This is a genomic window from Erythrobacter sp. S249, assembly GCF_057364975.1.
Window position 1 is genome coordinate 1,681,037 of record NZ_CP200287.1, and the last position, 12,112, is coordinate 1,693,148.

A 12,112-nucleotide genomic window follows, 5' to 3' on the forward strand; every position below is an offset into this window, starting at 1 on the left:
GAAAGAACTAGGAGATAACCTATGGCAATGGCTGGAGGCGCAGACGACGGCGAACCGATGATCGCAATGAACATGACGCCGCTTATCGACGTTTTGCTCGTGCTGCTCATTATGTTCATCATCACCATTCCAGTGGCGACCCACTCGGTTGATATCGATCTTCCGCAACCGTCTGAAAACGACAATCCACCGCCGGTAGATCCGGTAAAGAACAAGCTGGTCCTGACACAGGGCGGTGAAATTCTTTGGAATGCGGTTCCGATCTCGCAAGGCGAGCTGGTGTCCAATCTGCAGCAATCGCTGACCTTTGCGGTTGAGCCTGAGCTGCAATTCGAACCAGAACCGCTTGCCGGCTATGACCTGACAGCGCGCGTGCTGCAGATCATCAAAGGCTCGGGGATCACCAAATTCGGATTTGTCGGCAACGAGAAATACCGCACATTTGGCACCGGCGGACCGCCAGTTGGCGGATCGCAGTAACGATCACGCGATCACACAGACACTCGAAGAGGGCGGGCCGTATATGCGGACCCGCCCTTTTCTTTTGGGCGACGCAGAGACGGCAGCTCGGCGGAGAAACGCAGCGTCACACCCGCCCAGGCGCGCGAATTCCCCATGATGTGAGCCGAGCGCGGAACCTCGCGGCCCGACATAAGCGCCAGCTCTGGGCACCCAGAGACATGACTCCAAGAAGGCCCCAAACAAGGTATGCATTTGGCAACCCAATTGTTATGATATACAGTCTTATGGCTAACGCGAAGATTGAACGGAAAGCACCCACTGCAACGCAGACATCACCCATCTAAACCGTCATCACAAAGGAGATGAAACCATGCCAATGACCCTGCGCCGCCCGAATGGATTTGCAAGCCGCAAAGAGACCATGGGCGAAATGAATGTCACTCCCTTTATCGATGTACTCTTGGTTTTGCTGATCATGCTGATGCTGGCGATCCCAATTCAGACCAATACCACAGAGGTTGATCTGCCAATCGGGGATTGTGTGGACTGCACCGCCAGCTCCAAGATCAACATTGTCCATATCGACGCCTCAGACCAATTGTTCTGGAACGGTGAGGCCGTGGACCGCGACAGACTGCGCGCATCGCTAGAACTCGCCAGCGCTATGCCCGAAGAACCAGAGCTGCGCTTCAATCCGGATGCCTATGCCAGCTATGACCAATCCTCACGCACCATCGCGCTGATCAAAGACAGCGGCGCGACCAAATTCGCCTTTGTCGGCAACGAGAGGCACAAGGATTTTGTGCGGTGAACGGTATGGGGCCGCGGCAATTGCAAACACTACAGCAAAGGCGGCGCTCCCGCCTAACGAAGCGCTATGATCATGGAGCGCCGATATCGCGGATTGATACAAGGCCAATAGCGTTTGTTACGATGCTGCTTGCGCTGTTTGGTATCTTGCTGACCAGTCAAACACGAACCCATGCATTAATTGTGCACCTACCCACGCCGCTCGATACGTACAATCAAGCAGTCGCCTTACCAGTTCGCCAGCATCTCGAAATTGACGCTAATGGATCATTGCTACTAAACGGCGGGCAAGTCAGCGATGAAAATCTGCGCAAAAGATTGGTAGTCAATAAACGCACTGCGGCGCGAACACTGTTAGTGTTCGAGCCTTCGGCAGACACGCGCTACGTCCGTGTTCTTGAAGTCCTTGGGATTGTGCAAAAAGCGGGCCGGCTACCGGATTGCTTTAGGTTCCATGATAACTCCCGTTACCGGAGGTTGGGAAACGCTATGTCAATCGATGAACCCAATTCAGATTACCTTCCAAAAACCTGTGAGCCTAATCCAATCCCGGCACACAATCGCCCTGATCAAAGATAGCGGCGCAACCAAATTCGCGTTCGTCGGCAACGAGCGGCACAAGGATTTTGTGCGGTGAGCAGCATGGGAGCGCGTTCTAAAAGCGAACGCTGACCACTTTGGATATTTGGCCCCTGTTCGAGTGGCTCGACCTATCTGCGAAGGGAATTTCCCTTCGCGACCCGCTCAGCGTTCACCAAATAGAAGTTCGGAAATCTCATCGGCGACCAACGGGGCAATTTGGCTCCCCTCTCGGTTCGAGAGCACTACAATTCCGACTCTCTTTTTCGGAGCGTAGCGAATAACGGCCATGCCCCCGCCGCCGCTGTGCCCCAATGTCTCTGTGTCGCCGAACACTTTCACCTCGGCAGAAATTCCATAGCCTTGCGGCTCGCCGCCGAGATAAGCCGGATTGAAGATCAATGACTGCAAGAAAGGCAGGGTGACGATCTCCTCACGATTCATAGATTGGATCAATCGAATGAGATCATTGAGATTGGAGTTGTAACCTGCTCCTGTGCTCAAAACGGGTGGATAATAGTAAGGCGGAGATATCAGCTCTCCTTTCGCCAAATTGTAGCTTTGGGGATGGCGGGTCAACGAGTCGCCATAGCTGGTTTCCTGCATCGCAGCTGGCTCAAACACATGCATATTGACTAGCTCATCCCAGCTTTTCCCGGTCTTTTCGCTCGCAATCATGGCGATCAAGGCAAATGCGCTCTGCTGGTAGCGAAAGGTTGAACCATTCTCGTAATCAAGGGGTGCGTCACGAAGCGTACCGAGCAAGTCCTTGTATGAGAATTTCGCACGTTCTGCATCGGAAAGACCCATGAAAACGTCATTGTTTAGGATTTGTGGGATGCCTGAGGTGTGATTTAGCATCGTCCACAAGGGGACCCTCGCCCAATCCGTTCTGAGGTCCGGCACATAATCACCGATTGTCGCATCCAACGAGATGATACCGTCTTCTGCCAGGGACGAGACGGTCAGCATGGTCAGGAATTTTGAAGACGAAGCAAGCCGAGACCAGGTTTCACTGGAATAGGCGTTTTGGTCGTCAAGATTTTCAACTCCAAACGCTTCGCTGAAGAGTACCTCGTTCTCCTGCACAACCGCTACGGCCAGGCCGGGGACCGCCATTTTCCGTATCAATTCGTCGATATGGCCGGACAATGTGCCGGAGTTAAGGTCGACCGCATAATCCCGATTATCAGAGTCGGAAATTGCGTAGTCCCCTTTGAACCCTATGGGTTCTGGAAAGCACTCAATCGCTGTTTTTGCGTCTCTGCCGTCAGGGGCCTTTATGACGAACTCTCGATAGTCAGTCCCAGAGACCCTGAACGTTACTCCGTCAGAACCGGTGTTGATGCGAACCGACTTTGGCTTATTCGCATCGCAATAGATCTGCAGGCGATCAATCTCCACTTCGGGCCGCACAGACCAATCTATGGCATCGCCATCATCAAGCTGAACCTGCACAGTGTTCACGTCTGATCGTAAAACAATCCTCGCCTCATTGGAGATGCCAACCTTTCCCTCGTCAATTGGATTGGCAGTTGCTGGACTTGCGAAGGTGACCAATGACGCAATCAGAACCGCGAAACTTGACGTTGTAGAAAACTTGCAGTGGCTGGACACAAAGGCGCTCCTTAAGGGTGGCGTTCTACTATAAACTCGCATTTTTCGGAGTTAGGGCCGCGTAGCTCTGGCACCCAAGATCGCCGAGTTTGGATCGATTAATGACCAATCTCAACCGACCGAGGATGGGCTCTGAATAAAGCGCGGCGGTAACCAGACAATCAAAATTAGCTCATTATCGACCACCACGCCTTGCAATCAAGGACTGTGTCACCTTAGTTTCCGCAAGACCAATTGGGAGATCGACGTGGCTCGCAAAAATGCAACCTTCATTCTAGCGGGTCTCGCTGCCACCCTCCTGGCCGCTTGCCAGACTACGCCATCGCAAAATTTAAGGCTCACTCCTGAACAAGCCGTGTTCAATGCTGCGCAATCCGAACGCGGAACCAGCGGGGTTTTTCAGATGGTCGTGCGCGCAACCGGAAGGCAGCGCGGCAAGCTGTTCCTCAATTCCGAAGCCGACTACCGCGACCCGCGAAACCTCACGATAGTGATCTCGAGCCAAGCGGAAGAGGAACTGGTTCAGCGGCTTGGCGGACCAATCGAGGAAACGCTGTCGAAGCGGGTAATCGCCGTAAGGGGCACAGCGAAGAAAACGCAGATCGACTTTTTGGAACGGCGCGGGACCCGGCCAACGGGCAAATATTACTTCCAGACCCATGTTGTGCTTGAATCCGCACGCGATCTGACCGTCGAGGGCGAACTACCGCGAGCCTAATCCCCCTCCACCGGCTCATCCACCCGCATCGCTTCACCTGCGAGCGTCTCCGCCTCCAGCAACAGTTCGTCATCCACCGCGCCTTGCGGCACAGCTTCGCGCCCGATCATGGTCATCACCGGCACGGCCAGCGGGCTGACCCGTTCGAGTTCGACATGCACCAATTCTCGCTCTGAACGCTCCAGCAAATCCGCCAGCCGCCCGACATCCGTCATCCGCGCGCGCGCATCGGCCCATGCGGCCTCCAGCAGCACATGGTCCGGCTCGTACTTCTTCAGAACATCGTAAATGAGGTCGGTTGAGAAGGTGACCTGCTTGCCGGTCTTGCGCTTACCGGGATGTTGGCGCTCCACCAGCCCGCTGATCACGGCGACCTCGCGAAAAGCGCGGCGCAAGAGGTGCGATTCCTGCACCCAATCCACAAACTCATCGGTCAGAATATCGGGCGAGAGCAGCGGCGCTGGGTTTTTCACTGGTTCCAGCCCCCACACGCCGAGCGAATAGTCGTTCGCCACGAACCCGCCGGGTGACAGCCCCAAATCCTCCATTCGCCGCGTGATCAGCATGCCCAGCGATTGGTTCGCGTTCCACCCCTCAAACGTATAATAGACGCTGTAGTGCTTCTTCGTGTGGGGGAAGCTCTCGACCAGCAGCTTGCCCGGCCCCGGCATTTCGCTGCGCCAATCCTGCACCTCCAGCCATTCGCGCACATCATCGGGAAAGCGCGCCCAGCTAACGCGGTCGGTTAGCATTTGCTGCACCCGGCTCGCCAAATGGGTGGTGAGCGGCAGGCGCAGGCCGCCATAACTTGGGATGGTCGCGCTTTTCTTCGCCGCGCGCACGATCACATCCATATCCTTGAGGCTCTCAACCTCCAGGCTCATGCCCGCAAAGAAGAACGTGTCACCGGGCGAGAGCTGAGCGGCAAAGCGCTCCTCAACCTTGCCAAGCTTGCGGCCATTCTTGAACCGCACCATCAGCATTTCGGAATCGACGATGATCCCGGCGTTCATCCGGTGGCGCTGCGCATGGCTGGGATGGGTCAGCCGCCATGTGCCCTCGCCAAAGGGCAGTTTCGCTAGCGGCTTATCGCGCGTGATCCGCTTAAACTTGTCATAGGCTTTGAGCGCATATCCGCCGTTCTCGACAAAGCTCAGCACCCGGCCAAGCGCGGCCTCATCAACCCAGGAATAGGCAAGGCTGCTGCGGATTTCGGCGAGCAATTCGTCTTCGCGAAAATCGCCCGCACAGGCGCAGGCCATCACATGCTGCGCCAACACGTCGAGGCCGCCGGCGCGAAAGTCCTCGCCATCGCGCTGTCCTTCATCCACCGCATCCTTGGCCGCGGTGGCCTCCAGAAACTCAAAGCGATTGCCCGGGACCAAGATCGCGCGGCTGGGCGCCTCGAGACGGTGATTGGCGCGGCCAATGCGTTGGAGCAAGCGCGAGCTGCCCTTGGGCGCGCCCATTTGCACCACGCAATCGATATCGCCCCAATCGACGCCCAGATCGAGGCTGGCAGTGCACACTAGGCCGCGCAGGCGCCCCTGCGCCATCGCGTCCTCAACCTTGCGCCGCGCCTCTTTCGACAGGCTGCCGTGGTGCACACCGATCGGCAGATTGTCCTCGTTCACATCCCACAGGCATTGGAAAATGAACTCCGCCAGAAAGCGGGTGTTGGTGAAGACCAGCGTCGTCCTATTGGCTTTGATCTGCTCGTACAGCTGATCCACCGCCCAGCGCCCGGCATGTCCGCCCCACGGCACACGCGCATCAATCGGCAGCAGGATTTCCACCTCAGCCGGCGCGCCATTCTCGCCTAGCACCAGCTCCGCCGCCGCGATCTCCCCCGTACCATCATCGGCCTGCGGGGCGAGCCATTCTCTAAAGCTAAGCGGGTTGGCGAGCGTCGCCGACAAAGCCACGCGTTGCATATCGGGCGCAAGTGTCTGAAGCCGCGCGAGTGCGAGCGCGAGCAAGTCCCCACGCTTACCCGTTGCAAAGGCATGAACCTCGTCGATCACCACCCGCTTTAGGCCGCGAAACAGCTCCAGGCTTTCAGGGTACGACAGCAGCAGAGAGAGGCTCTCCGGCGTGGTCAGCATCACATGCGGGGGCTTGGTGCGCTGGCGCTTCTTCTTATCCGACGACGTATCGCCGCTGCGCGTCTCAACCACGATGTCGAGGCCAATCTCCTCCACCGGGGTCAGCAGATTGCGCTGCACATCATGGGCCAGCGCCTTGAGCGGCGAGACATAGAGTGTGTGCAGCCCCTCTGGCGGCTTGGCGCCATTCAGGGCCGATGGCGCGAAGGCTGCCAGCGTCGGCAGAAACCCGGCCAGCGTCTTACCCGCGCCGGTATCCGCGACAAGCAGCGCATGATTGCCCGCCTCCGCCTGCGCCAGCATGTCGAGCTGATGCCGCCGCACGCGCCAACCGCGCGCATCGAACCACGCCTGGATCTCAGTTGGAAGCGTTGGGGAAGGCGCGCTGGCTGTCACGCCTCATACAATGGAGATCGGCGCGCCCTCTCGCAAGCGCGGATCAGAACGGCAAGCTGCCACCAGGACGTGGTGGCTGCACAGTGTCTGCCAGCTCGCCCTCTGCCAGGCCGAGCAATTGCGCCATGCGCGCCCGCTCATCAGCGCTTAGGTCTTCGTAAGAGCGCTCTGCGGGAACCTCCGCCAATTTCTCAGACACGCGCGCTTCCATATCGGCGAATTGCCCCATCATCACGGGCATCGCCTCCATGCTGGCCGACATCACCTGCGGGTCGGTGAACAAGGCCATGGTCTGCTGCGCGTAAATCTCGCCAGTTGGCGTCGCGTAAAAGGCGGAGATATCGGCCAGCTGATCGGCGGTAAACCGCACCGCATAGGCGCGCGCCATGCCCTCACGAAAGCCCGGCTCGATCAGGGTGGCGACCTCAGTCATCATGTCGCCAAACACGCTGCCCATGGCCTCGCCGCGCTGGTCAAATCCGGGATCGAGCAAAGCCACCAGCTCGCTGCGCTCCTCTGCGCTCAAGGCCTCAACCTTGGCCGGATCGGTCGCCAAACGAGTGGACAGCATCATCTGCGCGCCCGTCTCGCCGCTGAACATCGCCATGATCGGTGTGAAGGTATCGCCCATCACATCGCTCATCAGTTCCGCGTAGAAACCCTCAGGCATCATGGTTGCAACAATCGCCTCCGCCGCGGGTAGGCGCGCCTCTTGATCCGCCGTCAGCGGCTCTGCCTGGAACATGCCCGTCAGCGCGCCCATGATCTGGTCCAGCTCTTCTGTCGTCGGTTCTGACGAGGCCGTATCCTGAGCTGCGAGCGGGGCGGTGAATGCCAGCGCCAAACCCGATGCGGCAGCAAAAATTGTTTTCTTCATCAGCTACGATCCTTTGTAAAATCCATGCGGCAATGATGCCCGGCACTTCCTTCGAGCGCCAGTCTTTTGATCATCTTGATCTGCCGTCATGTGCTGCAATAGCCAACCAAAAACACGAATCCGAGACCATACCATCCGGGGTGTTCCTCCGGAGGATAGCGTTTGAAGAAGCGCATGATCGACGCGAGGGGCTCCTGTTGCAGCACTCGTTTAACATCCGGCGGAAGATCCCCTTCATCGCCGTGCCCCGCCAATTCTGTCTCGGTCAAATAACCGCCGGAATGGCTCCATTCCTTCTCTGGCTCTGGCTTTGGCTTGGGTGGGTCGACGTCGAGCTCATAAGACGCGGCCGGTTCATAGCTGCCAGCATGCTCCCACTGGACCTCGGGTTCGGGTTCGGGTTCGGGTTCGGGTTCGGGTTCGGGTTCGGGTTCGGGTTCGGGTTCGGGTTCGGGTTCGGGTTCGGGTTCGGGTTCGGGTTCGGGTTCGGGTTCGGGTTCGGGTTCGGGTTCGGGTTCGGGTTCGGCAGGGAACTCCTGGGCTGTCGCCTCCGCGTCAAGAGCTGGCGCTTGTGCGGCCCGCTCCTGCTCGCTTGCCAGCTCCTCCGAAGGCTCAGAGGCCTGTTCGGCCAACGGAGCATCGCGTCCTGCGCGCGCTTGCTCACGGAGCATTTCGGAGGCCAAGAACAGTGCCTTCTCGCGCGCTTCGGTCAGCTTTGCGAAGGCTGAAATCCGCATCGCTTCTGCGTCGAGCAAAGCGCGCTTTTCAGCGTAAGCCGCGTGGATCGCGCTCTTGTCGCTTGTCTCCGCAATGCCTAGCGCGGACCACGGCCATTCGCCGGTATCGTTGTTCACTGCCCCGTTAATGTCCCACGCTTTCGCCGCGTTCCAGCCCTGACAACGCCAATTGTTCATCGATCTGCGCCATCAAGCGCTCCAAGCCTTCCTCGGTGTCGCTTTCTGCGCGCGCTACCAGCACGTCCTGCGTGTTTGAGGCGCGCAGCAGCCACCAGCCATCGGCGGTGTTCACGCGCACGCCATCGGTTGCATTGACCTCTTCCACGCCGGGTCCGGGATTGGTCGTCATCCGCTCGACAATCTCTGCCATCGCAGGGAATTTGCGCGTTTCATCGACCTGAAACCGCATTTCCGGCGTGTTCAGCATGTCTGGCATCGCGCCGCGCAGCTCCGTCACCGATTTGCCGAGTCGCGCAGAGGCCGCGATCAGCCGCAATCCGGCGTATAGAGCGTCGTCAAACCCGTAATATGTGTCAGCAAAGAACACATGGCCGCTCATTTCGCCGGCCAGAGGAGAGCCCGTCTCCTTCATTTTGGACTTAATCAGGCTGTGCCCGGTCTTCCACATCAGCGGCTGTCCGCCATGCGCTGCAACGTGATCAAACAACGCGCGGCTGGCCTTCACATCGGCAATAACCGTCGCGTTTTGGTGGGTCTTGAGGACATCCTCGGCATAGATCATCAGCAATTGGTCGCCCCAGATCACCCGGCCCGAACCGTCGATCGCGCCAATCCGGTCCCCGTCGCCATCGAAAGCCACACCAAAGTCGAGGTTCTTCTCCGCGACCAGCGCGCGAAGATCGGCCAGATTGGCCTCCACAGTCGGATCAGGGTGATGATTGGGAAAATGTCCATCAACGTCAGTAAACAGCAGATGATGTTCTCCGGGCAGCCGCGCGGCCAGCGCCTCCAAAGCGGGCCCAGCGGCGCCATTGCCAGCGTCCCATCCGACCTTGAGGTCAGCGAGGGCTTCCCCCTCAATCCCGGTGACAGCCTCGAGCAAGCGCTCGACATACTCGCCGAGGATATCGCTCTCGCTGACCTCCCCGTTTCCGTCGGCCCAGCGGCCCGCGGCGGCCATTGCGCCGATCGCCAGGATGTCTTTTCCAAAGAACGGACGCCCTTGAAATACCATTTTGAAGCCATTGTAATTGGCGGGATTGTGGCTGCCAGTTATCTGTATGCCGCCATCAATCTGTTCGGATGACGCCTCAGCATAGTAAAGCATTGGGGTGGCGCTCATCCCGATCTTTACAACGTCGCAGCCGCTGGCTGTGAGCCCTTCGGAAAGGGCGTGTTCGAGCATGGGTGAGCTGACCCTACCATCATAGCCCACCGCCACCGTTTTGCCGCCCGCCTCGCGCAGCATGGTGCCAAAACTGCGCCCGATGGCCCGCGCATCATCAGCGCCCAGCGTCTCACCAATGATCCCGCGAATGTCATATTCACGCAGGACCGTGGAATGAAATTGGTGGCTCATGAGAAGGTCATCCTGAATTGGGTTTGGGGTGGTTGATTGGGTGATGGGCGGGAGCGCGCTTTAAAGCTCGTTATCTTATCGCGCGCGGCTTGATTATCGGCCTGCATCACTCGGGCGGGGTCTCAGCATTATCATCGTCATCGCGCGCCTTCACCGGCACGGAACCGGGCAATTCTTCATAGAGTAAATCGCGCGCTGCATTCGCTTCATACACCTGCTCGGCCGAGCCGCCTTTGTCAGGATGCACGACCGCGATCAGGCGCTTATGCGCAGCGGCAATCTCTTCGTAATTAGCGTCCGTGCTGACCCGCAGCAATTGCCGCGCTTTGGCCAGCTCTCTGTCTCTGCTGGAGGGGCCCTTCGCCATATCCCACGGCCATTTGCCCAGCGCCCAGCGGAACAGGACGCAAATCAGCACAAGAATAACCGCGATCTTTAGCATGGCTCAGGCGAGCTCCATCTGCGATTGCCCACGTTCAAAATCGGGCAGGTTGAGGGCTTTTAACAGCGAACGCAGCTCTTGCCGCGCGATCAGATGGCTGGTGCCCAGCTCACCCAAGTGCCCCTTATCAAGCAAAGTGAGCCCGGAGGGAAACAGTTCCCGATAAATCACCCGCTCAGACAGGCCGTGGGCGACCCGAAAGCCCACGCGTTTCGACATTTCAGTGAGCGCCTGCTCAATCCGCGCCATATTGCGCGCCTCAACATGGCCCGTCCGGTTGCGCACCACGATCCAGTCCATTTCGGGCCGCTTGTCCGCCAGAGTGGCGCGGCTGCGCTTCATCCGCGCCTCCCAGATCAGCTCTGCGAAGAAGGACAGCTTCTTGACCTTGAAGGTCTCCGAATCCACTTGGCCGATGAGATCGAAATCGACGAAACTGTCGTTCATTGGGGTCACCAAAGTGTCGGCATTTTCCGCCGCTGTGCGGGCCAAGGGATCGTCGCGCCCCGGATTGTCGATGATCAGGAAATCGGCGTCTTTCTCCAGCCGGTCAATCGCCACCAGCAGTGCATTATCGCTACGCCCCTTGAACACCTCGCACTGGGGCGTGGGCAATGTGATTCCGCGCCGTTCAGCAGTCGCCGCACGATTTTCCATATAGCGGTCCATCGTGCGCTGACGCGGATCAAGGTCGATCGCCACCACCCGCGCGCCCAAATAGGAAAGTGCCACGGCAATATGCACCGCGGTGGTGGATTTGCCGGTCCCGCCTTTTTCATTCGCAAAGACGATGCGGTGTGCGCTTTTCTGGGCCATGGGCCGGGTCCTTTATTGCGAACTTCTGTGCGAACGGGCGATCTTGTCTCCGCTCGCCGTGAGCGGCTAAAGATGTGTCACAGCGCATACCGAAAGGGCAAACCACTGCAAACCGTAAGCACACTCGAGATGTTGAGAAAATCCATCGCGGCGCTGCGCCGGGAGCCGGTGGCAGAGGGCAGCATCAACGCGCCCGCCAGCATTGGCCTGGTCCCGACCATGGGCGCGCTGCACGAAGGGCATCTCACTTTGATGCGGGCGGCGCGCGATCAATGCGACCATGTGGTGGCCTCGATCTTCGTCAACCCAACCCAATTTGGCGAAGGCGAGGATTTGGACGCCTATCCCCGGCAATTGGCCGAGGATTCCGCCATGCTGGAAAGCGTCGGAGTCTCTTTGCTGTGGGCGCCGACGGTCGAGGCGATGTATCCCGGCGGGCCGCAAAACTTCGCCAGCAGCATTTCTGTGCGCGGGGTAAGCGCAGGCTTTTGCGGAGCGGATAGGCCGAGCCATTTTGACGGGGTCGCCACGGTCGTGTGCAAACTGTTCAATCAGGTTCAGCCCGATATGGCCTTCTTTGGCGAGAAGGATTTTCAGCAGCTCGCCGTGATCCGCACCATGGCGCGCGATCTTGATCTGACCCAGCCACCTGCAGAGCAGATTATCGGCGTGCCAACCGTGCGAGAGGCCGATGGCCTCGCGATGAGCAGCCGCAACCGCTATCTCTCACCCAGCGACCGCGCAGCTGCCGCGACCCTGCCCGAGGCGATGAAGGCAGCGATTGCAGAGATCGAGAGCGGCGGGCCGGTGGATGCGGCGCTAAGCACGCTCAAATCCGCCCTGCTCAATGCGGGCTTCTCCAGCGTGGATTACGCGTCACTGGCAGACGCGGGCACCCTGGCAGAGATCACTGCCCTAAGCGGCGGCCCCGCCCGCCTGCTGGTGGCCGCACGAATTGGCGGCACGCGGCTGATCGACAATATGGCGGTGGATTAGGCAGGGCGCAGCGAAAG

12 protein-coding genes are annotated in these 12,112 nt (G+C 58.8%); 5 read left to right on the plus strand and 7 right to left on the minus strand.

The features are described 5' to 3' along the window. Nucleotides 1-21 precede the first annotated feature (21 nt). From AC0V6V_RS07925 to AC0V6V_RS07935, 3 genes are all read left to right on the plus strand, one after another. Entirely contained in the window at nt 22-480 is a 459-nt protein-coding gene (locus tag AC0V6V_RS07925; protein ID WP_486164868.1) for an ExbD/TolR family protein, read from the plus strand. Between the two features lie 352 nt (nt 481-832). Further along, nucleotides 833-1,273 carry an ExbD/TolR family protein gene (locus tag AC0V6V_RS07930; protein WP_486164869.1) on the plus strand — a complete coding sequence of 147 codons (441 nt, stop codon included), beginning with the start codon at nt 833-835 and terminating at the stop codon, nt 1,271-1,273. Between the two features lie 5 nt (nt 1,274-1,278). Beyond that, complete coding sequence (locus AC0V6V_RS07935; protein ID WP_486166065.1) at nt 1,279-1,851, plus strand: ExbD/TolR family protein; 573 nt, start codon at nt 1,279-1,281, stop codon at nt 1,849-1,851. Between the two features lie 165 nt (nt 1,852-2,016). On the opposite strand, the gene AC0V6V_RS07940 is transcribed toward AC0V6V_RS07935, so the two are convergent. Next, nucleotides 2,017-3,468, minus strand: coding sequence for a serine hydrolase domain-containing protein (locus tag AC0V6V_RS07940; RefSeq protein ID WP_486166285.1), 1,452 nt, complete (start codon nt 3,466-3,468; stop codon nt 2,017-2,019). Nucleotides 3,469-3,715: 247 nt separating this feature from the next. Here AC0V6V_RS07940 and AC0V6V_RS07945 point away from each other — a divergent pair, with 247 nt between their 5' ends. Further along, on the plus strand, nt 3,716-4,186 hold the full coding sequence (locus AC0V6V_RS07945) for a hypothetical protein (protein ID WP_486164871.1): 471 nt from the start codon (nt 3,716-3,718) through the stop codon (nt 4,184-4,186). Here AC0V6V_RS07945 and AC0V6V_RS07950 read toward each other — a convergent pair. From AC0V6V_RS07950 to AC0V6V_RS07975, 6 genes are all read right to left on the minus strand, one after another. After that, nucleotides 4,183-6,687: a ligase-associated DNA damage response DEXH box helicase gene (locus AC0V6V_RS07950; RefSeq protein WP_486164872.1), complete on the minus strand. Its 2,505-nt coding sequence runs from the start codon at nt 6,685-6,687 to the stop codon at nt 4,183-4,185. The genes AC0V6V_RS07945 and AC0V6V_RS07950 overlap by 4 nt on opposite strands. A 43-nt stretch (nt 6,688-6,730) precedes the next feature. Then, complete coding sequence (locus AC0V6V_RS07955; protein WP_486164873.1) at nt 6,731-7,564, minus strand: DUF2059 domain-containing protein; 834 nt, start codon at nt 7,562-7,564, stop codon at nt 6,731-6,733. Between the two features lie 86 nt (nt 7,565-7,650). Then, a complete protein-coding gene (locus AC0V6V_RS07960) occupies nt 7,651-8,478 on the minus strand; it encodes a hypothetical protein (protein WP_486164874.1) in 828 nt (275 codons plus the stop codon). Next, nucleotides 8,426-9,841 carry a phosphoglucomutase/phosphomannomutase PgmG gene (gene pgmG, locus AC0V6V_RS07965; RefSeq protein WP_486164875.1) on the minus strand — a complete coding sequence of 472 codons (1,416 nt, stop codon included), beginning with the start codon at nt 9,839-9,841 and terminating at the stop codon, nt 8,426-8,428. The genes AC0V6V_RS07960 and pgmG overlap by 53 nt, the downstream gene beginning before the upstream one ends. A gap of 106 nt (nt 9,842-9,947) precedes the next feature. Then, nucleotides 9,948-10,283 (minus strand): J domain-containing protein, encoded by a 336-nt coding sequence (locus tag AC0V6V_RS07970; RefSeq protein ID WP_486164876.1) that lies wholly within the window; start codon nt 10,281-10,283, stop codon nt 9,948-9,950. A gap of 3 nt (nt 10,284-10,286) precedes the next feature. Next, complete coding sequence (locus tag AC0V6V_RS07975) at nt 10,287-11,099, minus strand: division plane positioning ATPase MipZ (protein ID WP_486164877.1); 813 nt, start codon at nt 11,097-11,099, stop codon at nt 10,287-10,289. Nucleotides 11,100-11,204: 105 nt separating this feature from the next. Here AC0V6V_RS07975 and panC point away from each other — a divergent pair, with 105 nt between their 5' ends. Further along, nucleotides 11,205-12,095: a pantoate--beta-alanine ligase gene (gene panC, locus AC0V6V_RS07980; RefSeq protein WP_486166066.1), complete on the plus strand. Its 891-nt coding sequence runs from the start codon at nt 11,205-11,207 to the stop codon at nt 12,093-12,095. Nucleotides 12,096-12,112 lie beyond the last annotated feature (17 nt).